The 24070-nt window shown below is 71.1% G+C and carries 18 protein-coding genes and 2 pseudogenes; 12 read left to right on the forward strand and 8 right to left on the reverse strand.

Annotated elements, in window-relative coordinates:
- Positions 1-132 (forward strand): annotated as a pseudogene (locus GFD30_RS07845) (integrase core domain-containing protein); the annotation flags it as partial.
- On the opposite strand, the gene GFD30_RS07850 reads toward GFD30_RS07845, so the two are convergent.
- From GFD30_RS07850 to GFD30_RS07860, 3 genes are all read right to left on the reverse strand, one after another.
- Positions 129-1727: a CotH kinase family protein gene (locus GFD30_RS07850; RefSeq protein WP_153024643.1), complete on the reverse strand. Its 1599-nt coding sequence runs from the start codon at positions 1725-1727 to the stop codon at positions 129-131. The pseudogene GFD30_RS07845 and the gene GFD30_RS07850 overlap by 4 nt on opposite strands.
- Before the next feature lie 17 nt (positions 1728-1744).
- A complete protein-coding gene (locus GFD30_RS07855) occupies positions 1745-2428 on the reverse strand; it encodes a DUF4956 domain-containing protein (RefSeq protein WP_153024644.1) in 684 nt (227 codons plus the stop codon).
- A gap of 85 nt (positions 2429-2513) precedes the next feature.
- The gene (locus GFD30_RS07860; protein ID WP_153024645.1) at positions 2514-3350 is read right to left on the reverse strand and encodes a polyphosphate polymerase domain-containing protein; all 837 of its coding nucleotides are present in this window, start codon (positions 3348-3350) and stop codon (positions 2514-2516) included.
- A 326-nt stretch (positions 3351-3676) separates the two neighbouring features.
- Here GFD30_RS07860 and GFD30_RS26780 point away from each other — a divergent pair, with 326 nt between their 5' ends.
- A complete protein-coding gene (locus GFD30_RS26780) occupies positions 3677-4585 on the forward strand; it encodes an alpha/beta hydrolase (RefSeq protein ID WP_153024646.1) in 909 nt (302 codons plus the stop codon).
- Between the two features lie 161 nt (positions 4586-4746).
- Here GFD30_RS26780 and GFD30_RS07870 read toward each other — a convergent pair.
- Positions 4747-5559: pseudogene (locus tag GFD30_RS07870) on the reverse strand (helix-turn-helix transcriptional regulator); the annotation flags it as partial.
- 192 nt (positions 5560-5751) lie between these two features.
- On the opposite strand from GFD30_RS07870, the gene GFD30_RS07875 reads away from it, so the two are divergent.
- Positions 5752-6579 carry an oxidoreductase gene (locus GFD30_RS07875; RefSeq protein ID WP_407648998.1) on the forward strand — a complete coding sequence of 276 codons (828 nt, stop codon included), beginning with the start codon at positions 5752-5754 and terminating at the stop codon, positions 6577-6579.
- Positions 6580-7009: 430 nt separating this feature from the next.
- Entirely contained in the window at positions 7010-7711 is a 702-nt protein-coding gene (locus GFD30_RS07880; RefSeq protein WP_153024649.1) for a glycoside hydrolase family 11 protein, read from the forward strand.
- A gap of 150 nt (positions 7712-7861) precedes the next feature.
- Here the strand turns inward: GFD30_RS07880 and GFD30_RS07885 are convergent, their stop codons facing one another.
- Positions 7862-8872: an MsnO8 family LLM class oxidoreductase gene (locus GFD30_RS07885; RefSeq protein WP_153024650.1), complete on the reverse strand. Its 1011-nt coding sequence runs from the start codon at positions 8870-8872 to the stop codon at positions 7862-7864.
- A gap of 384 nt (positions 8873-9256) precedes the next feature.
- Here GFD30_RS07885 and GFD30_RS07890 point away from each other — a divergent pair, with 384 nt between their 5' ends.
- The 3 genes from GFD30_RS07890 to GFD30_RS07900 all read left to right on the forward strand — a co-directional run bounded on the left by GFD30_RS07890 (position 9257) and on the right by GFD30_RS07900 (position 12435).
- Positions 9257-9736: a carboxymuconolactone decarboxylase family protein gene (locus GFD30_RS07890; RefSeq protein ID WP_153024651.1), complete on the forward strand. Its 480-nt coding sequence runs from the start codon at positions 9257-9259 to the stop codon at positions 9734-9736.
- A 79-nt stretch (positions 9737-9815) separates the two neighbouring features.
- The gene (locus GFD30_RS07895) at positions 9816-10985 is read left to right on the forward strand and encodes a serine hydrolase domain-containing protein (RefSeq protein WP_153024652.1); all 1170 of its coding nucleotides are present in this window, start codon (positions 9816-9818) and stop codon (positions 10983-10985) included.
- Position 10986: 1 nt separating this feature from the next.
- Positions 10987-12435: an MFS transporter gene (locus GFD30_RS07900; protein ID WP_153024653.1), complete on the forward strand. Its 1449-nt coding sequence runs from the start codon at positions 10987-10989 to the stop codon at positions 12433-12435.
- A 237-nt stretch (positions 12436-12672) separates the two neighbouring features.
- On the opposite strand, the gene GFD30_RS07905 is transcribed toward GFD30_RS07900, so the two are convergent.
- A complete protein-coding gene (locus tag GFD30_RS07905; RefSeq protein ID WP_153024654.1) occupies positions 12673-13242 on the reverse strand; it encodes a TetR/AcrR family transcriptional regulator in 570 nt (189 codons plus the stop codon).
- Positions 13243-13350: 108 nt separating this feature from the next.
- Here GFD30_RS07905 and GFD30_RS07910 point away from each other — a divergent pair, with 108 nt between their 5' ends.
- From GFD30_RS07910 to GFD30_RS07925, 4 genes are all read left to right on the forward strand, one after another.
- The gene (locus GFD30_RS07910) at positions 13351-13710 is read left to right on the forward strand and encodes an alpha/beta fold hydrolase (protein WP_153024655.1); all 360 of its coding nucleotides are present in this window, start codon (positions 13351-13353) and stop codon (positions 13708-13710) included.
- A 99-nt stretch (positions 13711-13809) separates the two neighbouring features.
- Positions 13810-16533, forward strand: coding sequence for an ATP-binding protein (locus tag GFD30_RS07915; RefSeq protein ID WP_194201889.1), 2724 nt, complete (start codon positions 13810-13812; stop codon positions 16531-16533).
- A 479-nt stretch (positions 16534-17012) separates the two neighbouring features.
- On the forward strand, positions 17013-18434 hold the full coding sequence (locus GFD30_RS07920) for an FAD-dependent monooxygenase (RefSeq protein WP_153024657.1): 1422 nt from the start codon (positions 17013-17015) through the stop codon (positions 18432-18434).
- A gap of 202 nt (positions 18435-18636) precedes the next feature.
- Positions 18637-19212: an SMI1/KNR4 family protein gene (locus GFD30_RS07925; protein WP_153024658.1), complete on the forward strand. Its 576-nt coding sequence runs from the start codon at positions 18637-18639 to the stop codon at positions 19210-19212.
- 208 nt (positions 19213-19420) lie between these two features.
- Here GFD30_RS07925 and GFD30_RS07930 read toward each other — a convergent pair whose 3' ends face one another.
- Both GFD30_RS07930 and GFD30_RS07935 read right to left on the reverse strand, forming a co-directional pair.
- Entirely contained in the window at positions 19421-20083 is a 663-nt protein-coding gene (locus GFD30_RS07930; RefSeq protein WP_153024659.1) for an NADPH-dependent F420 reductase, read from the reverse strand.
- 204 nt (positions 20084-20287) lie between these two features.
- Positions 20288-20767 (reverse strand): hypothetical protein, encoded by a 480-nt coding sequence (locus tag GFD30_RS07935; RefSeq protein ID WP_153024660.1) that lies wholly within the window; start codon positions 20765-20767, stop codon positions 20288-20290.
- 171 nt (positions 20768-20938) lie between these two features.
- Between GFD30_RS07935 and GFD30_RS07940 the strand changes: the two genes are divergently transcribed.
- Complete coding sequence (locus GFD30_RS07940; RefSeq protein ID WP_153024661.1) at positions 20939-24052, forward strand: AfsR/SARP family transcriptional regulator; 3114 nt, start codon at positions 20939-20941, stop codon at positions 24050-24052.
- The last annotated feature ends 18 nt before the right edge of the window (positions 24053-24070 follow it).

Raw genomic sequence — 24070 nt, forward strand, 5'->3', positions numbered from 1 at the left:
ACCTCAGAAACCGAGCGCAGGCAAGCCCTGCCGGGCTGGCTCCACTTCTACAATCACCACCGAGCCCACTCCGCCATCGGAGGCCAGCCACCGATCACCCGACTGAACAACCTCCCCGAACATCACATCTAGCCGGCGCCGAGTTCTGCCGCGAGGAACTCAGTGCGCTCCTGGATGACCGCCTTGAGCGACTCGGCGGCCTCAGCGGTGCCCGCGGCACCGCTCAGGGCGGCCGCGGCCGCGGCTTCGTCGACCGCTTCGAGCGCGGTCCCGGAGGCGTACAGCTGCTCGTACAGCTCGCTGTACGCCGTCGTGTACTCGTCATGGAACGCCTCGATGAACCGGGTCTTGAATTCCCCGGCTCCGCCGCTCATGCCGCCGAAGCCGCCCCCGCCCTCGGGCATCTCCATGCCCTCGGGCATCTCCATGCCTTCAGGCATTTCCATGCCTTCAGGCATTTCCATGCCTTCAGGCATTTCCATGCCCTCGGGCATCTCGCCGCCGCCGGGGAAGCCGCCTTCTCCTCCCATGCCGCCGCCCATCATCGAAGGCGTGTCGCCCGGGGCGAGCGTGGCGTCGGAGAGCGTCAAGTCCAGGTCCCAGGTGATGACGCTGATCAAGCCGGTGTCGTAGTCGTACCAGAGGTAGTAGTTGCTGCCCGGCCCTGACATGTCGTCGCCGTTGGTGAGCAGGTTCTGCAGCGCGGCGTAGTTGGCGAACGAGTCGACGTCGACCCACTCGCCCAGTTCCTCCTCGAAGGTCGCGTCGTCGGCTCCGTCGAGCCACTTGAGGAAGTCGACGAGGTACTGCAGTTCGTCGTTGCCCTCCATGTTGACCTGCTTGAAGTCGTCCTCGTAGTCGTCGGGGTCCTCGCCCTGGTAGGCGAATTGGCCGCCCGCGCGGGCCTTGTAGAGGACGCCGGCGTTCGCGCCGTACTCCTCGGTGGCCCACGTGGTGTCCATGACGTCCACGACCCGGCGGGTGACGGCCTCGGAGCCGTTGACGGACATGGTCGAGTAGGTCCAGCCGTAGCTCGCCTCGCCGCTGGCCTCGACCAGTTCCATCGAGACCGCCTCGTGGAGCGTGGACCCGCTCAGCCCGGAGTCGACGCGGAAGCTGATCTGCTGGTTGCCCTGGTACACCTGCCCCTCCACGAACTTCGAGAAGTCGACCAGCCAGGGGAGCCCCTCGGGTTCGTCGAAGCTCAGGTCGGCCATGCCGCCCATGCCGCCGCCGCCGGGCATCTGCATCCCGCCGTCCTCGCCGGCACCCTCGGGCATCTCCATCCCTTCGGGTATCTCCATGCCTTCGCGACCTTCCATGCCCTCGCCCATGCCGCCCATCGAGATGCCGCCGCCGAGCGAGGAGAGCGTCGAGTTGCCCTTCAGCCGGATGCCGACGTCGTGGATGGTGGTGCCGTCGATCGTGATGTCGGCCTTGATCCACTCCTTCTCGCCGGAGTCCTGGAAGATCGCGATCATCTCTTGGTAGTCGTCCTCGTCGTACTCCAGGCTGATCTCGTGCGCGACCGAGGTGTCGAACAGGTCCACGGTGCCCTCGATGTCGTAGCTCACTGCGAACCCCTCGTTGGAGTCGGAGTAGGCCAGGGCCGAGACCCGGACGGTGCCGATGACGAGGGCCAGCACCAGGAGGAGCCCGACCGAGCCGGCGATGAGCCTCCAGTAGTGCCGCAGACTCGCCGGGATCCGGTGGTGCAGCTTCCTCATGCCCTTGGCCCCCACCGCTACAGGTCCGTCTGGTCGTAGCCGGTCAGCACCGTGACCTGCTGGCCCTGCGTGACGTCGCGCAGCGCCGCGAGCAGGTCGGCGGAGGTCTTGCCCCGCTTGAGCTTGACGGTGTAGGTCATCTCGGTCAGCGCCCCGCCCCGTATGGTCTCGATGCTCACCTGCTCGTACTCGTCGGTGTGGCGGATGAGGACGTCGTCGATGTCGCCGGAGAGGTCCTCATGCGCCGGCACCTGGGCCTTGACGACCTGCCGCTGCACGTTGTGGTGGAACCAGTTGAAGCGGTGCATGATCAGCAGCGCCAGGCAGATGACGACGGTGGCGATGACTGCGAGGGTGTAGAAGCCGGTGCCGCAGGCCATGCCCACGCCCATGACCAGGAAGATGTACCCGACGTCGCGGGTCTCTTTGAGCGCGTTGCGGAAACGGATGATCGACAGGGCGCCGACGAGCGCGAACGCGCGGGCGACGTTGGAGCCGATGATGAGCATGATCATCGCGATGATCACGCCCATGACGATCATGGTCTGCACATAGGACTGGGAGTAGGAGACGTTGCGGTGGGTCTTGCGATAGACGATGCCGATGACGCAGCTCAGCAGGAACGACAGCGACAGTGCCAGCGCGATGTCCAGGTAGCTGAACTCGCCGGTGTTGTCGCTGAGGTTGGTCAGGAAATCCATTGAAGCAGGTTGCTTTCCATTGAGGCGAGGGCGCATCGCCCTCGCGTTGGGCCGTTGAAGAAGAGAGGTCGGGCGCTCACCGGCGCTAGGGAACCCGGGCGGTCTCGCTGTGCTCGGGTTTGGAGTGCACGGCGTAGTCCTCCTCGACGGGCACGTGGAAGACCGAGCGCGGTGCCTTGCCGAACGCCTCGATGCTCTGGCAGTACTTGGACACCCGCACCACTCCCATTCCGAGCCGGGCGGCGGTGTCGGTGACCCAGTACGGGACCCGCTCGTTCGCCTTGACCTCGACGATCGCCTTCTGCGGCGGGATGATGAGCCGGTTCTCGACCTCGGCGCCCAGGTGGAAGTCGCGATCGCGCCCTCGCACCCGGTGGTCGATGGTGACCCGCAGACCGAGGTCGGCGTCCGAACCGAGGTACGCCTCCCTGCTGTAGGAGGTGATCGCGGTCGGCCGCAGGCCGTGCCCTTCGATCAGGCTGAGCACCTCCTCCAGGAACGGGCGCTGCTCCGGTGCGTGGTCGATGAGGACCGCCTCGTCGCAGAGCCTGCGCGCCAGCCGGTACGGCACCTTCACGCGCCGCTTCTGGGTGACACGGTTGACCCGCTGCTTGATCTCGATGAACACGGGCGACTCGTCCGTGAGCTCGTGCCGCTCGCCGTAGTTGCGGATCCGCAGCTTGCGGCGGAACCGCAGGCCCTCGATCTTCTCCCAGTAGTACCGCAGCGAAGGCGAGTCGTAGTACAGGCTGCTCACCGGGTAGCCGCCCCTGACGGTGAACGGGTCGGCCTCCATGCGCGAGCGCAGGACCTCCCGCAGCCGGGGCACGTCTTGATAGGAGAGCAGGTACTTGATTTCGAACCGGTTGAACGAGTGCAGTGCGCTCGCAGTGCGGCGCAGGTGGCCGGCGTCTTCACTCATAGGCGCTCCTTGGTCGCTTGGGAACGACACGAGTGAAGCCCGAGTAGCTCTAACTGAACTTCCGGTGAACTCAAAGTTGCCTCAAAGAATCAGCCCAAATCAACCAAGGCGCACATACCATCACACTCCGTGATGATGCGCCGCAGGTCTGATCTGTTCCTTCCCGAATCACTGCACTGTGGACATCCGGCGGCAGGGCGTCGACCGTGCGATCGCACGTGGCGGTGTGACGACCGAGAGATTGGTCACTAACGGAGCTTGTCGGCTAAGCTCAACGCCGAGCACGGACATCGCGTCGCTTGGCGCATCGCCCGAACGGAGAGCTAATGACCACGACCTCGGCCACCAGCGACGCGCCCGCGGCGACCGAGCAGCACGGGATGACGCCGATCGAGATCCCCGCCCAGCCCGACGCGATCGAGCTCGGAACGGGGCAGCTGCCGGAGGCTTCGGCACCAGAGGCATGGCACAGCGAGTACGGCAGCATGTTCGCTCGCAACGTCAGCACCGCCACGCTCACCCCTTTCCTGCCGGATCCGGCCAAGGCCACGGGCACCGCCGTGATCGTGGCTCCTGGCGGAGGATTCATGTCCCTGTCCATGGAGAACGAGGGCTGGGACGTTGCGCGAGCGCTCGCGCACCGCGGCGTCGCCGCCTTCGTGCTGAAGTACCGGCTCAAGCCGACCCCGGAGGGTCTTGACGACTTCGCTGCGGCGATCAGGGTGATGCTGGCCGGACCGCGCCCATCGCACAGGCATGACCCGGCCACCGCGCTCCGCGCCCTGGACCCTCAGATCGCCGACGCCCGCGCAGCGTTCGCGCTCGTGCGCAGCCGAGCGACCGAGTGGGCGATCGATCCCGAGCGCGTCGGCATGCTCGGCTTCTCCGCCGGTGCCATGCTCACCGTCGCCACCGCCCTTGTCGGTGAGGATGCGAACCCGGCGTTCATCGGCGATATCTACGGTCCGCTCGCGGCGTTCGAGGTACCCGAGGACGCGCCGCCGCTGTTCATCGCACTTGCCGCAGACGATGGGCTGATGGACCCGAGCGGGTTCCCCCTTGTCGAAAGCTGGCGCGCTGCCGGGCGGCCCGTGGAGCTCCACTTCTACGAGCAGGGCGGGCACGGGTTCGGTATGTATCCGAAGGAGACGACCAGCACCGACTGGTTCGACTCCTTCGTGAGCTGGATGAGGATGCACGGTCTGCTCGAGCGCGCTGAGCCGACATCCCCCTGACGCCGCCTTCCTCGCACCCATACTCGGCTGACCGCGAGCTGCGGACCCGGCAACCGGCCTCCTGCTTCCGAGACCGCTGGAGCCCGCACTCCCAGGTTGGTCGTGTGGCCTCCATCTGGTGACGCTTCGGCAGCGGGCGGTAACGCCTCCTGCCCGAGGCGTCGGGTGGCTGCGAGGGTGCCCAGCAGGGCGAGCGCCTCAGCGCTCGCGGTATCGGGCTCGGCGTGGTAGACGATCAGTTCCTGGCCGGGCGCGGACTTCACGTCGAAGGCGTTGATGTCGAGCGTGATCGCGCCGACTTCGGGGTGCGTGAAGGTCTTGCGCTGCAGGCGCTCGCCGCGGGCGTCGTGACGTTCCCAGATCACTGCGAACTCCGGGCTCCGGGCCAGCATGAGCCGCAATACTTCGGCGATGCGCGGGTCGTCGGAGAACATCCCGTGCAGGACCCGGAATCCGGCGACGGTGTACGAGGCGACCTGCTCCCAGTCAGGGTAGAAGGACCGCGCGGCCGGGTCGAGGAATAGCTTCACCAGCAGGTTCGGGCCGTGCTGGAAGCCGTCGAACAGCGCATACGCCAATCGGTTGCCGGCGAGGACGTCGTAGGCGCGGCCGAGCACGATCGCGGGGTTGTCCGGCCACATGTCCATGAGCCGCAGCAACTGCGGGTCGATCCGCTCGGGGCCCGGGCGGCGCGGGCGCGGGCTGAGCCCCGCGATCCGGAACAGGTGCAGCCGGGCGTCGTCGTCCAGGTGCAGCGCCCGGCTCAGCGAGTCGAGGACGTTCGCTGAGGGATGCCGTTCGCGGCCCTGCTCCAGCCGGACGTAGTAGTCGACGCTGACCTTCGCGAGCACGGCGACCTCCTCGCGGCGCAGGCCGGGGACACGCCTGGCTCCGTAAACGGGAAGGCCCACTTGGTCGGGGCCGACCTGCCCGCGGCGGGCGCGCAGGTAGTCGCCGAGCCGGTTCTCAACCATGCGACCCATGCTAGTGCCGTTCGGCCGCGCGAGCCTGGGTGCGGGACTCCCAGGGGAGCCGCTGCCTTCTCCGGTGGCGGGGACCGTGCGAAGTTTGACGCCACGGCCTGCGCCGTTCCGGCGAGCGCGCCTTCCCGCGCGGCCTGTCGAGTTCGACAGGCGTCGCGCATTCCTCCCACCGCTGCAAGGAGCATCGACATGAAAACCTGGCTGATCACCGGCGCGTCGAAAGGACTCGGGCGCGCCTTCGCCGAGGCGGCCCTCGAACGCGGGGACCGCGTCGCCGCCGCCGTACGCGACATCTTGGCGCTCGAGGACCTCCGCGACCGGCATCCGGGCCTGCTCGTCCTGCCTCTCGACGTCACCGACGCCGCGTCCGTCCCGGAACGGGTCGCCGAGGCCGAAGCGCGCCTGGGCTCTATCGACATCTTGGTCAACAACGCCGGATACGGCCACTTCGGCGCCGTGGAGGAACTCACCGACGCCGAGCTGCGCGACCAGTTGGAGACCAACGTCTTCGGCGCCCTCCGCGTCACCCGGGCCGCGCTGCCGGCGATGCGCGAGCGCCGATGCGGCCACATTGTGCAGATCTCCTCGATCGGCGGCGTCGGCGCCTTCGCGAATCTCGGCGCCTACCACGCGTCGAAGTGGGCGCTCGAAGCGCTCAGCGAGTCGCTGTCGGTCGAGGTCGAGCCGTTCGGCGTACACGTCACACTCGTCGAGCCCGGCGGCTTCGCCACCGACTGGGCCGGCCCCTCGGCCCGACGGAGTACGCCGCACCCGGCCTACGACCCGATGCGCGCCGCGGCCGCCGCCCGACGCGGCGGCCAGGCCCCCGGCGACCCCGCAGCGGCAGCCCGCGCACTACTGGAGGTCGTCGACGCCCCCGAACCGCCGCTCCGCGTGCTCTTCGGTGCGCTCGCCGCCGGCATCGTCACCGGGATCTACGAACGCCGACTCCAGGAGTGGGCGGCATGGGAGGAGCTCGCCGTCCGCGCCCAGGGCGCCTCGGGGGACTGAGCGCCGAACCAGTAGTGCGATCACCGAAAGTGCCGCCCGATCAGACGATGCGGACGTCCTCGCTTGTGTCCCATCGGTCGAGGATTACCTGTCCGGTGCTAGATGGATCGCCCGGCGAACCACGGTAAACCTTGGAAAACGCGTATGAGGGCCGGACTTGTGTTTGACGCAGCGGAGTCGAGGGGTGGCCGTTGCGCCGCCGGGGTCCGGCCCGCCACGCAGTGGCCGCCGCCGTCGGGATGTTCCTGAGCTTTCTGTTGTCGAGGTGGGCCGGCTCCTCGGGTCCGACCCGCTCGGTGCGGCGGCTGCGGGCGATGCGGGCCGAAACTTCCGGAGAAAGTTCCGAAAGTTCTTCGAAACTTATTGACGAGCCTCGATGCCATGCGCATACTTCGTAAATCCATACTTTTCAATGCGATTTGGAGGACGCATGTCTGAGGCACAGCCCCAGAAGGAACTCTCAAGCCCGTTCAGCCGCAGGGGACTCTTGCTCGGCGGCGGGGCGCTCGCCCTCGGTGCGGCGTCGGCGCTCGTCGTGCCGGGCGCCGCGAACGCGCAGACGCTGACGCAGAACGCGACCGGCACCCACAACGGCTACTACTACTCGTTCTGGACCGACAGCCCGGGCCGGGCCTCGATGACCCTCGGCTCGGGCGGGAACTACAGCTCCCAGTGGAACGGCGCCAACAACTGGGTCGGCGGCAAGGGCTGGGCCAACGGCGGGCGCCGGACGGTGAACTACAACGGCTGGGTTCTCCACGGCAGCAACGGCTACCTCGCCCTCTACGGTTGGACCTCCAACCCGCTCGTCGAGTACTACATCGTCGAATCGCACGGCCCCTACAACCCCAGCAGCGGCGCCACGAACCGCGGCACCGCCTACATCGACGGCAGCAACTACACCCTCGGGCACTCCATGCGCTACAACGCGCCTTCGGTCGAGGGCACGAAGACGTTCGCGCAGTACTGGAGCGTCCGCCAGAACCTCCGCAGCAGCGGCACCATCAACACCGGTGCGCACTTCGACGCGTGGGCGCGCGCCGGGATGAACCTGGGCGCTTTCAGCTACTACATGATCATGGCGACCGAGGGCTATCAGTCCACCGGCAGCTCCAACATCACCGTCAGCTGACCCCAGTGGAGGGAGGCGCCCCGCGCGCCTCCCTTCTCCATGTCTCGATTTGGAGCCGGACCCTACTCAGTCGGGGGCGGGTACCGGTCTGCCGCACCGGCCCCATCGCCGGCCACAAAAGCGTCTTGAGCCGGCCGAGTGCCTCGCCTGCTAGGGGCGTGGGAGGCCGGCGAGTTCGGCGAGGCGGCGGTGGGAGTCAAAAAGGGCCTTGCGGTCATAGGATGAGGTGCCGATGAGGAGTTCGTCCGCGCCGGTGGCCTCGACCAGGTCGGCCAGGCGCGGCGCCACCTCGTCGGCGGTGCCGTAGATCGCGCCCGCCAGCGCCTGCTCGAGGTGCTCGGACTCGCGGCCGGTCTTCTCGACCGCCCTGATCTCGTCGGCTGGTCGCAGCGGCCGGAACTCGCCTTTGGTGCGGGACAACGCGGTCGACCAGTACTCGGGCAGGAGCAGGTCCTCGGCCGCCTCGCGGGTTTCGGCGACGGCGACGCTCTGCGCCACCACGACGTACGGCTCGGACCGCCATGCGGAGGGCCGGAAGTCGTGCCGGTAGGCGTCGATCTTGGCGCGGGTCCCCTCGAGTCCGTTGGACGGGGCGATGACCAGGCCTACACCGTGCCTCGCGGCGTACTCGCCGCCCGAGCCCACCGCGAGGACGAAGGGGTCGGGGCGCAGCCCTTCGCCGGGTCGGGCGTGCACGCCCGGGTGAGCATCCTGCTCGCCGGTGAAGTAGCCGAGGAGTTCGGTCAGGAGTTCGTCGAAGCGGTCTGCCTCGTCCAGGTCGTGGCCGAGCGCGGCTCGTACGGCCGGGACGAAGCCGAGGGTGCGTCCGAGGCCCATGTCGATGCGGCCTTCGAAGAGCGACTCGAGGACGCCGAACTGCTCGGCGACCACCAGCGGGCGGTGGTTGGGCAGCATGACGCCGCCGGTGCCGACCCGGATCCGCGAGGTCGCTGCGGCGACGGCCGCCGCCAGGACGGTGGGCGCCGAACCGGCGATGCCGGGCACGCTGTGGTGCTCGGCCACCCAGTAGCGGTGGAAGCCCAGTTCCTCGGCCTGCTCGGCATTGGCGACGACGTCGCGCAGGGTCTCGGCGGGCGTCTCGCCCTCGGCGATCACGGCGCGGTCGAGCAGTGAGAGCCGGAGGGGGTGCGGAGTCCTCATATGCCGCGCAACGCCCGCGCGGCCGCGATTGTTTCGCGATCCGCGCCGATCGTGCCCGGCCTCACCGGCCCGTTCGAGGCCGAGGTCCGGTCGCGGTCACCGACCATGGTCGGTCCGCGCTTCCGGCCGCTCGTTGTCTTGCCATGGGTGTTCACACCCCGGGTCGAGTCGCGCGATCGAGGACTCGGAATGTCAGAACGCTTGCAGCTGAGGAGTGTTCGCCGCGGCGTCACTGGCGGCGGCCGTCGGTCTCGTGCAGGAATTCGATCCGCCTGCTCAATGACGCAGGTCTCATCAAGCTCTCGGCCGTCGGCGGTCACGTCTGCGACGTCGGATCCGTCATGCGGGTGAATCACGACGACCACCACCCAGAGAGGGACCGACATGAGCACCACTCCGCGTTTTCCGAACCCCGCCGTCCTCAATCCCGCCATCGTCGAGTCCGGTGCGGTGATGCGCGGCATCGCCGCGAACGGGTCGCTGCCGCGACCGACGGTCTCCATGGTGCAGCTGCGTGTCGGGCAGCTTTTCGGAAGCGACTACCTGACCGCGCTCCACACCGGCCTCCTCCGCGCCGCCGGTGAGACCGAGGAGCGCATCGCCGCAGTCGCGGACTGGAAGCACGCCACGCAGCTCACCGATGCCGAGCGGGCGGCGCTCGCGCTCGTCGATGCCGTCTACGCCCCGGAAGTGTCCGACCGGCACGTCTCCGACGCCTTGTACGCCGAAGCCGCGAAGCACTACGACGAAGCGGCCCTGATGACCCTCGCCGGCGTCATCGGCCAGGTCGGCTTCTTCGTGCCCCTGGCCCTGATCGGCCTCCCCGCCCCCGGCCTGCCCCCGGAGCAGCAGTGGCGCGAGTGAACCGGTGACATCCGCGGGGCCCGCCCTCCGAGCGGGCCCCTCGCCCGGCCGACATCAACAGCACCCTGAAAGGAAACCCATGAACACCACCCGCATCGAAGGAACCGTCGCGACCGGCTTCGAGTCCGTCCGCGACGAGTTCGCCGCCTTCGTCACCGAGACCGACGGCCAGACGGGCTCGCAGCTCGCCGCCTACCACCATGGACGCCTGGTCGTCGACCTGTGGGCCGGCGACGGCACCGGCCCCGACACCCTCACCGGCGTCCACTCGGTCACCAAGGGCGCCACCACCCTGGTGACGGCGCTGCTGGTCCAAGACGGCCTGGTCGACCTCGACCTGCCCGTCGCCCGGTACTGGCCGGAGTTCGGCCGGGCCGGCAAGGCCGCCATCACCGTCCGCGACGTCATGAGCCACCGCAGCGGCGTCATCGGCATCCCCGGCGGCTTCACCGTCGAAGAGCTGGTCGACGAGCGCCTGGTCGCGGACCGCCTCGCTGCGGAAGCGCCGCTGTGGCGGCCGGGCACCGCCCACGGCTACGCCGGGTTCACCGTCGGCGCGCTGCTCAACGAGGTCGTCCGCCGCACGACCGGGCAGACCATCCAAGAGGTCTACGCCGAACGCGTCCGCGAGCCGTACGACCTCGACTTCCACCTCGGCCTCCCCGAGGAGCTCGAACCGCGCTACCGCGACATCCGGCCGTGGACGGCCACACCCGAGCAGGAGGCCGCCTTCGCCGCCTACTCGCCGAACCCGGACGGCATCGCCGGCATAGGGTACAACCTCGGGGAACGCGGCTTCACGCCCGAGACCGTGATGACCTTCCCGAACGCACGGATCGTCCGCGCCACGGGCCCGGCCTCCGCCGGCGGCGTCGCCTCGGCCCGAGGCATCGCCAAGCTGTACGCCGCGACGATCGGCGAGGTCGACGGCCGCGCCCCGCTGCTGAAGCCCGAAACGCTCACCGAGTTCACCACGATCCACTCCACCGGGACCAACCTCGTCACCGGCGACGGGTCCCCGTTCGCGCTCGGCTTCGAAGCCAAGGGCCTCATCCACCCGTTCCTGAGCGCGCGGGCCTTCGGCCACACCGGTTCGGCCGGTGCGGACGGCATCGCGGACCCGCTGCACGGCATCGCGATCGGCTACACCCGCAGCCTGGCGGCGTTCGCCTTCGACGCCCCCGAGCGCGGCCGCTTCGCCGCCGCCATCGCCGGCGCCGCCGCCGGCCTCGGGGGAGAGGAGTCCTGACATGACCGCACTCGACCGTCCACGCTCCCCCGAGCAGACCCGATACCGGCCCGGAACCGTGCTCGCCTTCGTCAGCGCGGCCCAGTTCATGGTCTTCCTCGCCGTCTCCGGGGTCAACCTCGCGCTCCCTTCGATCCAAACCGATCTGGGCATGTCCGATGTCAGCCTCGGCTACATCGTGACCGCCTATGCCACCGTCCTCGGCGGATTCCTGCTCCTGGGCGGCCGCCTGGCCGACCGGTCGGGCCGCCGCCGCGTCCTGCAAGCCGGCTTCTGGATCTTCGCCGCCGCCTCGATCGGCGCCGGCTTCGCGCCCGACGGGGCGACACTCATCGCCGCCCGGGCCGTCCAAGGGCTCGGGGCCGCACTCATCGCCCCGGCCGCCCTGGCGATCCTCACCAACGCCTTCCCCGAAGGGCCCGAGCGCAACAAGGCACTCGGTGTGTGGGGCTCGCTGGCCGGGATCGCCTCCATCGTCGGGGTCATCGTCGGCGGCGCGCTCACCGACGGACCCGGTTGGGCCTGGCTGTTCTGGCTCAACGCTCCCGTCGGCATCGCCGCCGCGGTCCTGGCGCCCCGGCTCGTTCCCGAGAGCCGCGCCGAAGGCGCACGGGTCCGCTTCGACTCCGCCGGAGCCGCGACCCTCACCGCCGGGCTCCTGCTGCTGATCTTCGTCCTCGGCGAGGCCACGCGCTGGGGCTGGAGCGATGCCCGCACCATCGGCGGGCTCGCGGGTGCGGCGGTGCTGCTGGCCGCCTTCGTCGCGATCGAGGCGCGCGCCGCCGCACCGATCATGCCGCTGCGCGTCTTCCGCCTCGGCACCATGCGCACCGCCAACCTCGCCGCGGTCCTGGTCTTCGGCTGCTTCACCGCGATGTTCTTCTTCGTCGCCGTGTTCATGCAGAAGGTCTACGGCTACTCACCCATGGAAGCCGGATTCGCTTACGTCCCACTGGCCGTCATGGTCGGCGCCGGCGCCGGCATCGCCTCCGGCATGACCGCGAGGTTCAGCGCCCGAACGATCCTGGCCGCCGGACTCGCCACCACCACTGCGGGTCTGCTGCTGATGTGGCGGGCGCCGGTCGGCGGCACCTACTGGACCGACCTGCTCCCGGCGTTCCTGCTGCTGGGCCTCGGCTGCGGCCTGTGCTACGTGACGCTGCAGATCGCCGCGTTCACCGGCCTCGACGACGCCGACGCCGGGCTGGGGGCCGGGCTCATCAACACCAGTCAGGAAGCCGGTGGGGCACTCGGCCTCGCCGTCATCGCCACCATCGCCTACAACGGCATGACGGACGAACTCGCGGACGCCACCGGAACCGCCGGAATCCTAGCCGTCCAGGCGCAGGCCGGCCATGACGCCTTCCTCACCGCGGCGGGCTTCTGCATTGCGGCGCTTGCCATCGCGCTCGCATTCATGCCCAAACCGGATCACACCGCCCGCACCTGAGCAATCTCCGGCCACACACCGCTGCATGCGGCCCTCGCCAGGGCGAGGGCCGCATGCAGCGTATTCACCGCTGAGCCGGCTCGGTGCCTCCGCGCCGTTCTCGCTGCAACGGGACGTGCGGCTGGAGTACCAGGCAGGCGATCCGCCAACTGGGATACCGCAAGTCGTGCGCGCGAATCGAAAGCCGATCGGCACGGTGCCGGCGGCGAGGCATTCCAGGGCTGCGTGCTCCATGCTTCACCTCGGCAGGTCGAGGGCGCGGCGGACGCCTTCCTCGAGGTGGGCCGCCGAGAGGCCGCCGCGGGTGACGAAGTCGAACATGAGCCCGTCGACGAGGGCGGCGATGACCCGGGCGTCGAACGCGGGGTCGGCCGAGCCGGCCTGGACCGCGACGAGTTCGGCGAGGTCGCGGAACTCGGTGCCGCAGCGGGCCATGGCCTCGCGCACCGCCGGGTCGCGAGCGCCGGCGAGCTCGAGTTCGAAGCGGGCCAGCAGGAGTTGGCGGCTATCGGTCCACCACCCGCGCAGCATCGCGGCGATGCCGGCGGGGTCGGGCCGGTCGCGGTCGGCGGCGAGCGCGCGCACGGCGCGGTTCACGGCGGGGAGGGCGCGTTCGCGGTCGACTTCGGTGATGCGCTCGACGACGGCGAGGAGGAGCTCGTACCGGGTTCTGAAGTAGTAGGTGACCGAGCCGTGGGGCAGGCCGGCCGCGTCCTGGACCGCGCGGTGGGTGAGGCCGCGGAGGCCGTGCTCGGCGATGACCGCGATCGCGGTGTCGAGCAGCTGGGTGCGCCGGTCTGTGGGCATGGCCGCAATTGTGCCATGGGGTCTGGACGCACGACGCGAGCTTATCTACATTTGTAGAGAAGATCTCTCCAGTTGTAGAACATTGCTCCATCTGTAGAACGGAGTGCCATGACCGCTCACCGCAGGTCCCCCCTGTCCGCTGCGACCGCGGCCGCGCTCGTGCTCCTCCTCGGCGCCACCGACTTCATCGCGGCCTGGTTCTCGCGCCCGGAGCAGCGGGACGCGTTCGTCGCGCTGGCCCGGGGCCTGGACTTCGACGAGACGCACGAGCGACTGGCGGACGTGCAGGCGCCGACCTTGATCGTCTGGGGTGCAGCGGACTCGTGGATCCCGTCGACGCAGGCGCAGGGCCTGGCCGAGCGGATCCCCGAAGCCACCGCCGAGGTCTTGGAGGGGTGCGGACACAATGTGCACGAGGACTGCCCGGGCCCGGTCATACGGCTCCTCACCGATTTCCTTGCGGCGTAACGGATGCAGTATGGCAGTCACTGTCAGTTGACAGTCACTGCCTATGATGTCGACAGGGCGCGGACGGCGCCGGAGCGCTCGGATTCCTTGGAGTGGCACATGCTGTACGGCCGGCGGGCGGAGCAGACCGCGATCGACCAGACGCTTCGCGACGTGCTCGACGGACGGCCCGGCACGCTGGTCCTCCGCGGAGAGCCGGGCATCGGGAAGTCGGCGCTCCTGGACTACGCCGCCGAGCGCGCCGAATACGACGGGGCGCAGGTGCTCCGGACGACGGGTGTGGAGTCGGAGGCGGAGCTGCCGTTCGCGGCGCTGCACGCGCTCCTGCGTCCGATCATGGCCCACGCCGAGGCCCTTCCGCCTCAGCAGGTCGAAGCGTTGCGCGGCGCGCTCGGGGTCGGTGTGAGCGCCGGCGGCGACCGGTTTCTCGTCGGGCTCGCCACGCTGAACCTGCTCGTCGAGCTCGCGTCCCGGCGCCCGCTGGTCTGCCTCGTGGACGACGCGCAGTGGCTCGACGGCGAGTCGGCCGACGCGCTCTTGTTCGCCGCGCGGCGCCTCTACGCCGAGCCCGTTGCCGTGCTCTTCGCGGCCCGCAGCGGCAGTGCGTTCACCCCGCCGGGGCTGGACGAGCTGCCGGTGGCGAGGCTCGATCGGGCGGCGGCCGAAGGACTGCTCGCCGAGCACTCGGGGACGCTGCCTCCGGCGGTCCGCGCCCAGCTGGCCGCCGAGGCGCAGGGCAATCCGCTCGCGCTCATCGAGCTCCCGCGGATGCTCTCTGCCGACCAGCGGTCGGGATCGCTTGCGCCACTGGCGTTCTCGATGTCGGCCGCGGAGCCGGTGACGAACCGGGTGCTCGCGGGCTTCAGCGAGCGGATCGCCGCGCTGCCCGAGGGCGCCCGCCTGTGGCTCCTGGCGGCCGCGCTCGACGACCGCGGCGACCTGGATGTCCTCGTCCAGGCCGGGGAGCGGCTCGGCGTCGCCCTCGCCGAAGCGGCGCCGGCCGAGCACGCGGGCCTCGTCCGCATCGGCGGCGACGGCGTCGTCTTCCGCCACCCGCTGGTGCGGGCCGCAGTCCCGTTGACGTGCGACATCAGCGCGCGGCTGGCCGCACACCGCGCACTGGCCGAGGCTGTGGACGACGACCGGCGGGCGTGGCACCTGTCCGCAGTCGCGCTCGGCGCCGACGAGCAGGTGGCGACGGAGCTCGAGCGGCTCGCGCAGCGCGCGCGCCAGCGCGGCGGCCAGGCGGCGGTCTCGGCGGCGTACGCCAGGGCGGCGGAGCTCTCGCCGGGTCCCGCCGACGCCGCGCGGCGGTACACCGCCGCCGCCTTGAGCGCCGCCGAGGCGGGCCTGCGCGACCGGGCCGCGGAGCTGGTCGGCCGGGCGACGGGCGCCGCTGGTCCGGCGGGGCCGGACGACACGGTGGCCGCCGATCTCGCCCGGGTCCGGGCCCGCTTGGCGTTCGAGTCGGGGAAGCCGTTGGAGGCGGCGCGAATCCTCTTGAGCCACATCAAGATGAGCAAGACCGACCTGGAGCGGCTGTCGTTTCTCGGGCTCGCGGCGTACTACGCGTGGACCAGCGCCGCGCATCCCGAGCAGGCCGAGACGGCCCGCCGCATCGAGGCGTTGACGCCCCGGGGGGCCGAGCCGATGGAGGCGCCCGAGGCGATCGTCCGCGACTTCTGCTCGATCCTGGGCGGGGGCACGAGGGTCACGACGTCGTTCCCCGCGTCGTCGCAGCGGACGCCGGCCGATCTGCGGCCGCTGGTGGGGATGCACCTGCTGGTCCAGGCCGACTTCGACGCGATGGAGCGCGAAGCCGAAGCGCTCGTGGGCGAGTGCCGGACCGAGGGGCGGCTCGGCCGCATCCCAGAGGCCTTGACCACTCTCGCGATCGCGCGGCTCGCGGGCGGGCGGCATCCGGCCGCGCGCGCCGCGACGGCCGAAGGGCTCGACCTGGCGGCCGACATGGACCAGCCGGTGTGGCGCGGCTACCTCGCCGGAATCCACGCCTGGCTCGCGGCGGTCGCCGGCGACGAGGAATCGCATGCGGCGCTGTCGGCCGAGGCGATGCGCAGCGCGGACGACCTGGCGTGGATGCCGAGCCGCTGCTGGGCCGAGTACGCCGGCGCGATGCTCGATCTGGGCGCCGGCCGGTACGCGGGAGTGCTCGACCGCATCGACCGGGCGGTCGCCGGGCCGTGCCGCCACGCGTTCGTGTGGCGGTTCGCCTGGCCCGACTACATCGAGTCGGCGGTGAAGACCGGCGAGCCCGAGCGCGCGTCGTCCCTTGTGGATCGCTACGCGACGTGGGCGAAGTCGACCGGCAAGAGCGGGGCCCTCGCCGTCCTGCACCGGGTCCGCGCGCTGACCGGGGACGACGAGCGCGCCGAGGCGGAGTTCGCGCGGGCGCTGGAACTGCACCTGCTGCACGAGCAGCCGTTCGACCTGGCGCGGACCCGGCTGGCGTACGGCGAGTGGCTTCGCCGCGAGCGCCGCCGCGCCGAGGCCCGGCAGCAGCTGGAGGCCGCCGTCGAGGCGTTCGACCGACTGGGGGCCGCCCCATGGGCGGCGCGGGCCGCCGGCGAGCTGCGCGCCGCGGGGGTCGCCGTCCCCGGCCGGGCCGCAGGCGACCCGCTGGCCTCGCTCACGGCCCAGGAGCTTGCGGTGGTGCGCTTGGCGGTCACGGGCGCGACCAACCGCGACATCGGGGCGCAGCTGTTCCTCAGTCCGCGCACGGTCGCGCACCATCTCTACAAGGCGTTCCCGAAGCTCGGGGTGGCCTCTCGTGCCGAGCTGGGCGCGCTCGTGGCCGGCGAGTGAGGCCGGCTCGTCCTCTCGCCTGAGCCGCGGCGCTCCTGGGTGAGGAGGACGAGTCGCCTGCGGCCGAAGGCGATCCAGCCGGTCCGGCCGAGCACCTGTGCAAGGGCCGGAATGCCGCGCCCTGGAGGGGCGGGGTGAGCGGCGCCCCGCGGCGAACGCGGCCGCCAGGACGCCCGCCTGATCGCCGAGTACGGACGCGCCGTCGAGGGATGATTTCGGTTGCCACGGCGCCGAACTCAAGGAGCACGGGGGCCGATCCGCTTCGGCAGCATGACCGGTGTTCGCGGCTCCCGCATAGGTCGACCGACCCAACGCCGGGCCGCACGCGCCCGCTCCGCCGGGCCGGCCGACGCCCTCTGTGCTCGGAGTTTGCGGACCAGTCGACCGAAACTTATTGCGTCCCTTGGGAAACGGAGGCGCCGTCACTACGCTCGGGTGGCATGCGGACCATCCGCTCGAACACTGCTAAGGAGCTCCCCATGTCCGAACACCAGCAAGCGGACGTCATCGTCGTCGGAGCGGGTCCGACCGGGCTGCTCTTGGCCGGCGACCTCGCCGAAGCCGGCGTCGACGTCCTCGTCCTCGAAGGCCGGAGCGCCGACCTCTCGAACCTCTCCCGGGCCTTCGGCGTCCACGCTCGCACCATGGAGGAGTTCGACGCGCGCGGCATCGCCGACGCGCTCCTCGCGTACGGCGGTGCGAAGCTGCCCGGCATCCGTCTGTTCAACCGGGTCACCCTCAACCTCGCCGACCTGGAGACGCGTTTTCCGTACCTCCTGATGACCCCGCAGTACACCGTGGAGGAGGTCCTGCGGCGGCGCGCGCTCGAGGCGGGGGCCGAGATCCGGTACGACCACAGGGTGACCGGACTCGAGCGCGGCGACGGGCGGGTCACGCTCAGCACCGCCGCCGGGGAGTACACCGCCACGTACGTCGTCGGCGCGGACGGCGTGAAGTCCGCAGTGCGCGAGGCGATCGGCATGCCCTACCCGGGCGAGGCGGTCCTGAAGTCGATCATGCTCGCCGACGTGAAACTGGCCGAACCGCCCGCCGAAAGCCCTGCGATCCACGGCATCAACGGCGCGTTCTGCTTCATCGCGTCGTTCGGCGACGACTACTGGCGGATCTTCGCCTGGAACTCCGCCGAGCAGAGGAACGACGACGATCCGATCGACCTCGACGAGATCAAGCAGGCCACCCGCCTGGTCTTCGGCTCCGACTTCGGCATGTACGAGCCGCGCTGGGTCTCGCGCTTCCACTCCGACGAGCGCCAGGTCCCCTCATACCGCGACGGCGACGTGTTCCTCGCCGGCGACGCCGCGCACTGCCACTCGCCCGCCGGCGGCCAGGGCATGAACACGGGCCTCCAGGACGCGGCCAACCTCGCGTGGAAGCTCGCGGCCGTCCTCAGAGGAGCCGACCCGGCCCTGCTCGACACCTATCACGCCGAGCGCCACCCCGTCGGCAAGATGGTGCTGCGCTCCAGCGGCACCATGATCCGCCTCGCCGCCGAGCGCTCGAAGATCAAGGCCGCCATCGGCGGGCTCGCGTTCGGCGCGGCCATGCACATCAAGCCCATCGAGGCCAGGGCCATGGGCGTCATCTCCGGGGTCGGGTTCCACTACGGGCACGACAAGAACGAGGACGCCCTCGTCGGCCACCGCGCCAACGACATCGCGCTCGCCGACGGCGGCCGCCTCTACGAGGCCCTGCGGGGCGGCCGATTCGTCGTCCTCGACAGCGCTGAGCCCTTCGCGGACCGCTTCGTCGCCGACGCCGCGTCGGCCGCCCCTGACGGCACCGCGAAGGTGATCCGCCCCGACGCCTACATCGGCTGGGCCGGCGCCGACGATCCCGCCGCCATCCGCGCCTACCTGGAATCCCACGCGGGCAAGCGCTGAGCGGTGGCCGCCCCCGGAAGCCGTTGAGCCGTCATGAGTTCGCGGACTGCGGGGGTCGGCGCCGGCTGCTCGCCCGCAGCCGGACGGGCGGCCCCGGTCGGTACGGTCGCGGGCAGTGCCGCGCGCAATGAACGCGCGGAGGCCCGGCTGCCCTGGGTGAGCGCATACGGCAAGCTCGCCGAACCCGGTATCGTCGGCGGTCATGGACATCCCGGTTGAGGAATCGTGGCGGCGGATCGCCGACTGGACGGCGCGGCACGCGCCGTCGACCGCGGCGGCGATCCGTCCGAGCGCGGGGAAGGCCGAGATCGGCCGCACCCGAGACGCGGTGGACCGTCCTTTGCCGGCCGATCTGCTCGACTGGTGGAGGCTCATGGACGGCATAGCCGACGCCGACTACCGCGTCTGGTCCCCGATTCCCCCGTTCTACCGGCCGTTGCCGGTAGCCGAAGTCCGCGAGCAGTTCGCAAGTCTCTCGCGGTTCGCCGACGAATCATGCTGCGGCGCAGCAGGTGCGCATGCCGCGGTGGCCGGGGAGCCGACGTTCGGGTTCTGCACCGCCACTGTCCCGATCTGTCGGGACAGTGGCGGAGACGTGCTCGTGGTCGACCTCCGCGACGGTGATCGGCGCGGCTGCATCATGGAATGGCTCGCCGAGGACGGCTACATTCCGACGGCTTGGGCCGGAACCGGGCCCATGCTCGCCGATGTCGCCGAGCGCCTCGACGACCCGGCGCAGACCGGGACCGGCGAATTCGGGATGCTGGAATGGGCCTGAAGCGGCGGTAGCACCGAACCGGGCGTCGATCCGGTGCGCAGCGCCGCCGCGCGGAACGTCAGGAACTCGGGCGTCCCCGGGCCAGCGACACCGTGGACGGCGGCGCGCTGCGGCGGGCGGTCGAGGGGCCGCATTCGGCGTCGCCGACCTGCCGGGCGTGAAAACCGGGCCGACAGGTCAGCGACGGCCCGGCCTGCGACCGGGGCCGTCAGCGCACGATCTTGAAGTTGAACGCGGCGGTGCCGAGCGCGCCCATGATCCGGAGCCAGACGGGCAGGAGCATCTCGGCGCCGCGGGCGGTGGTGATGTCGCCGAGGTCGATGACGTCGGTGTGGCCGAGTTCGTGGAGCAGGCCGGTCACGGTGGTCTTGGCTCCGGCGTCGTCGCCGGAGAGGAACACGGTGCCGGGCTCGGGCAGTGTTCCGGGGCGGGCCATGAGGTCGGCGGTGAGCGTGTTCAGGGTCTTGACCACAAGGGTCTCGGGGAAGGTGCGCTGGATGCGTTCGCCGAGCGAGTCGGTGTTGCAGTAGCGCAGCGTGGGCAGTTCGCCGTCGGGGAAGTCGAGCGGGTTGGCGATGTCGATCAGGACCTTGCCGGCGAGGTTGTCCGCGCCCGCCTGGGTCAGCACGCCGAGGCTGGACGCGCCGCTGGTGGCGTTCAGGGCGATCTCGGCCGCGGCCGCGGCGTCGGCGAAGGTCGCCGTTCGGACGCCCGCCCCTTCGGCCCAGTCGCGGTAGGAACCGCTGCCGGTGGCGCGGGCCGCCGTGGCGTCGGGGTCGCGGGTGCCGACCGTGACCTGGTGGCCGAGGGCGGCGAGGCGGGCGGCCATGGTCCGGCCGACCATGCCGGTGCCGAGGACTGCGATCTTCATGTGGGGCTCCTTGACAGTGAGAGGTTGCGGACCCGGTTCGCGGCGCGGGCGGCACCGCGAACCGGCTGCGGGCGTGAACGAGTGGACGGTCCTATTCGGCCACAGCGAGGGCCGGCCGTTGCCGGTGGCCCGCGCAGACGGTCTCGGCGGGCGAGCGGATCCGGTGCCGCTCAGGCATACGGAATCCCGACGAGCGCCCGGCGCTCACCGGCGATGCGAACGCCGCGGGGGACGTGAACGGCACCAGGCGCGCATGGCGGGGGTCAGCAGCAGCCACACCATGATCGCACCGAGCGCCAGGTCCCGGAAGTTCGATCCGCTCAGGTCCTCCGCGATCATCGAAGCAGACGACCTCGCCACCATCAGCGCGTAGTAGACCGCGAGCGTGATCCGAACCCAGTTCTTCCCCCAGAACAGGGCGAACGACAGCGCGAAGACGAAGGCGCCGCCCAGCACCGTCCACGCCCCGGCGAGCAGCGACAGCGCGAGGTCGTCCGGCAGCGCCATCTCCGCCGGTGCGGCGCCCGACCTGCCGAGCGCCAGCAACAGGACCAGCAGGCCGGTCTGGGACCAGATCAGGACCACGGCGGCCTTCCCGGGCGCCGGCATCGCCTGGAACCCGCGATCGGGGCCCTCCCCGGCGCCCCTGTGCACGCCACCGGATTCGACGACATCGGCGTCCATGCGGTCCCTCCTTCTCGATCGACGCGCTGCGGTCTTCCCGCTCACCTTGGCGGCGCCCGGTACGGAACCCGCACGGAAACGGCACGAGCGACCCGTGCGCAGCGGGTCGTCGCAGCCGCGATGGCGACGAGTCCTCGCCTTATAGAATCGGATCGCTAAGGAGGTCGGACCATGTTGGATTTCCGAATACTCGGTCCGCTCGAAGTCCGCACATCGCTCGGCCCGACGGCGATCAGCGGCCGCCACCACCCCAGACTCCTCGCCGTCCTGCTCGACGAGGCGAACCGGACCGTCCCGGTCGACCGGCTCGTCGAGGCCCTCTGGGGCACCCGGCCGCCGACCACCGCCGTCAGGCAGGTGCAGAACATCGCAGTCGCGCTGCGCCGCCAGCTCGGACCCGCCGGCGCCCGGCTCGAGAAGACCGACTCGGGCTACCTCATGCGCATCGGGACGGACGAACTCGACGCGCTCCGCTGCGAGCGCAGCGCGTCCGAAGCGCGCCGCCATCGCGCCGCCGGGCTGCTGGTCGAAGCCGAAGCGGCATACGGCGACGCGCTCGCCGAATGGCGCGGGCCCTCGCTCGCCGGACTCGCCGGCAGGGCGCTGGAGCAGGCGGCCCGGCGCCTCGACGACCTCCGGCTCACCCTCACCGAAGAACGCGTCGACATCGGACTGGAACTCGGACGGCACGAGTCGCTCGTGAGCGAACTCCAGCGGCTGCGGACCGAGCACCCCTACCGCCAGCGCCTGGCCGAGCAGCACATGCTCGCGCTGTACCGGAGCGGACGCGGGCCCGAGGCGCTCCGCGTGTTCGCGGAGGTCTGCGACCGCCTTGCCGACGAGCTCGGCACGGACCCCGGCAAGTCCCTGCGCGACCTGCACACCGCCATCCTCAGGGAGGACCCCGCGCTCGACGCCGCCGCGGCACCGGGACCGTCCGCGCCGGTCACCCTCCCCACCGGGACCGCCGCCTTCACCGGCCGCGGCGACGCGCTCGCGGCCCTCGACGAGTCGGTGCAGGCCGCCACGCCGTTCGTCGTCCTCGCCGGGCCGGGCGGGATCGGGAAGACGGTGCTCGCCCTCCACTGGGCGCATCGGGCCGCGGACCGGTTCCCCGGCGGCAGGCTCTACATCGACCTGCGGGGGTTCGCCCCGAACGCCGCGGCCGTGACACCGACCGAAGCGGTCCGGCAGCTCCTCGGCGCACTCGGGGTCGAATCGCGCCGGATCCCGGCCGACGCCGCCGCCCAGATCGGCTTCTACCACAACGTCATCGGTAGTGAACGCCGGCTGCTGATCCTCGACAACGCCCGGGACGCGGCCCAGATCCGCCCGCTCCTGCCGAACTCGCCGCTGGTCCACACGGTGGTGATCAGCCGCAGCAGGCTCGTGGGGCTCGCCGCCTCCCACGGCGCGCGCATCGTCGAACTCGGCACGTTCACCCCGTCCGAGGCCGCCGACCTGCTCCGCCGCCAGCTCGGCGACGAGCGGCCCGGTGCCGAACCCGAAGCGGTGGAGAGCATCCTCGCCGCGTGCGCCGGACTGGCGCTGGCGCTGGCGATCACCGCCGCCCGTGCGGCGACCCGTCCCGACCATCCGCTCGCCGCCATCGCCGACGAGCTGGAGACCTCCCGCCTCGACGCGCTCACGGGGGACGAGGCCGCCGCGGACCTCCGCGCGGTGTTCTCGTGGTCGTACCGCGCCCTCGACTCGGACGCCGCGCGGCTCTTCCGCCGCCTCGCGCTGACTCCGGGCCCGGACTTCACCTTGGACAGCGTCATCCCGCTCAACGGCGGCGCGCGCGGTGAGACCCTCCAGGCGCTGCGCCGGCTCGTCGACGCCCACCTGGTCGAACACGGGCGCCCGGGCCGGTACCGGCTGCACGACCTCGTCCGCCTCTACGCCGCCGAGCTGCTGTACTTCGAAGAGCCGCAGCCGGATCGGGACGCCGCCGCGACGCGGCTCCTCGACTGGTACCTCAGCGGCGCTCGCGCGTGCAGGTCGCTCCTGTGCCCCGAGGAGGTCAGCCTTCCCGGGCCCGGCGGCACCGGCGAGGCGCCGTTCACGACCGCCGCCGAGGCCGCCGACTGGCTCAGAGCCGAATGGGGCAACCTCGTCGCGGCCGTCGAGTTCGCCGCCCGGGACGGGAAGCACGCGACCGCCTGGCGGCTCGCCGACATGCTCCGCGGGCATGTGTGGCTCGGCATGCTGGGCGGTGACGGGCTGCGCCTGGGGCGGGCGGCCCTCGCCGCGGCCGAAGCGGCCGGCGACGTGTCCGGTCTCGCCGCCGCCGAGCTCGTCATGGCCTGCGCCCTGATCCGGTCGAACCGCACCGGCGAGTCCACTGCGCACGGTCTCGCCGCCGCCGCGCACGCCCGGCGGAGCGGCTGGACCGCAGGCGCCGCGGCCGCCGAGTTCAACCTCGGCGCCGGGGCGTTCTACCGGGGACGCATGCGCGAAGGACTGCGCCACCTCGACGCCGCGCTCCGCGACAACCGGGCCGTCGGCGAGCGGCACGCCGAATGCACGAATCTGCACTGGCTCGGCATCCTGCACGCCCTCCTCGGGGACCTCGACGTCGGCGTCTCCTTCTTCCACCAGGCGCTGGAGGTCGCCGGCGACATCGGCGCCGACTCGGCGAAACCCGTGCTGCTCATCCACATGGCCGAGATCGAGCTCTTCCGCGGCAGGCCCGAGGAGGCCGCCGCCCGCCTCGCCGCGGCCGCCGAACTCGAACGCGCGGGACCCGGCTACGACAAATCCGGCGACCTTCACGGGGCCACCGCGCGGCTGCGGCTCGCCGAAGGCGATGTCGCAGCCGCCCTGGACCTGTCGAGACGCGTGGTGGAGACCAGGACCGACGCGGCCGACCACCGGATCCGGACCCACGCGACGGTCACCCTGGCGGCCGCGAACGACGCCGCAGGCGAACACGAGGCGGCGATCGCGCTGTACGACCAGGCACTCGCGATGACCGAACAGGACGCCACCGGCTTCCATCGCGTCGAGGCCCTCGTCGGGCGCGCGGGCGCGCTGCTGCGGAGCGGCCGCACCGAGCGCGCCCGCGATGCGGCGGCGCAGGCGCTCGAAGCGGCCGAGGCGGGGGAGTACCGGTTCCTGGAAGCACAGGCGCACACCCGGATCGGAGAAGCCGAGCTCGCGATGGGACGACCGGAGGCCGCCACGGCGTCGGCTTGGCGGGCCCTGGAACTGTGCAAGGAGACCGGCCACCGGCCGGGCGAACCGCCGGCACGGCGCCTCCTCGCCGCGGCGGAACCGCGCTGACGACGGGCGGCGCCGCCG

Origin of the sequence: Glycomyces albidus (genome assembly GCF_009451885.1) — a bacterium.
In the GTDB taxonomy this organism is placed as follows: domain Bacteria; phylum Actinomycetota; class Actinomycetes; order Mycobacteriales; family Micromonosporaceae; genus Glycomyces; species Glycomyces albidus.

What these genes read in the sequence shown, in the direction of transcription:
- GFD30_RS07855 (WP_153024644.1), bottom strand. Translation starts at nt 2,428, where the DNA reads ATGGATTTCCTGACCAACCTCAGCGACAACACCGGCGAGTTCAGCTAC.
- GFD30_RS07885 (WP_153024650.1), bottom strand. Translation starts at nt 8,872, where the DNA reads ATGAGGACTCCGCACCCCCTCCGGCTCTCACTGCTCGACCGCGCCGTG.
- GFD30_RS26780 (WP_153024646.1), top strand. Translation starts at nt 3,677, where the DNA reads ATGACCACGACCTCGGCCACCAGCGACGCGCCCGCGGCGACCGAGCAG.
- GFD30_RS07915 (WP_194201889.1), top strand. Translation starts at nt 13,810, where the DNA reads ATGCTGTACGGCCGGCGGGCGGAGCAGACCGCGATCGACCAGACGCTT.
- GFD30_RS07880 (WP_153024649.1), top strand. Translation starts at nt 7,010, where the DNA reads ATGTCTGAGGCACAGCCCCAGAAGGAACTCTCAAGCCCGTTCAGCCGC.
- GFD30_RS07910 (WP_153024655.1), top strand. Translation starts at nt 13,351, where the DNA reads ATGACCGCTCACCGCAGGTCCCCCCTGTCCGCTGCGACCGCGGCCGCG.
- GFD30_RS07940 (WP_153024661.1), top strand. Translation starts at nt 20,939, where the DNA reads ATGTTGGATTTCCGAATACTCGGTCCGCTCGAAGTCCGCACATCGCTC.
- GFD30_RS07890 (WP_153024651.1), top strand. Translation starts at nt 9,257, where the DNA reads ATGAGCACCACTCCGCGTTTTCCGAACCCCGCCGTCCTCAATCCCGCC.
- GFD30_RS07935 (WP_153024660.1), bottom strand. Translation starts at nt 20,767, where the DNA reads ATGGACGCCGATGTCGTCGAATCCGGTGGCGTGCACAGGGGCGCCGGG.
- GFD30_RS07905 (WP_153024654.1), bottom strand. Translation starts at nt 13,242, where the DNA reads ATGCCCACAGACCGGCGCACCCAGCTGCTCGACACCGCGATCGCGGTC.
- GFD30_RS07895 (WP_153024652.1), top strand. Translation starts at nt 9,816, where the DNA reads ATGAACACCACCCGCATCGAAGGAACCGTCGCGACCGGCTTCGAGTCC.
- GFD30_RS07850 (WP_153024643.1), bottom strand. Translation starts at nt 1,727, where the DNA reads ATGAGGAAGCTGCACCACCGGATCCCGGCGAGTCTGCGGCACTACTGG.
- GFD30_RS07860 (WP_153024645.1), bottom strand. Translation starts at nt 3,350, where the DNA reads ATGAGTGAAGACGCCGGCCACCTGCGCCGCACTGCGAGCGCACTGCAC.
- GFD30_RS07920 (WP_153024657.1), top strand. Translation starts at nt 17,013, where the DNA reads ATGTCCGAACACCAGCAAGCGGACGTCATCGTCGTCGGAGCGGGTCCG.
- GFD30_RS07930 (WP_153024659.1), bottom strand. Translation starts at nt 20,083, where the DNA reads ATGAAGATCGCAGTCCTCGGCACCGGCATGGTCGGCCGGACCATGGCC.
- GFD30_RS07925 (WP_153024658.1), top strand. Translation starts at nt 18,637, where the DNA reads ATGGACATCCCGGTTGAGGAATCGTGGCGGCGGATCGCCGACTGGACG.
- GFD30_RS07900 (WP_153024653.1), top strand. Translation starts at nt 10,987, where the DNA reads ATGACCGCACTCGACCGTCCACGCTCCCCCGAGCAGACCCGATACCGG.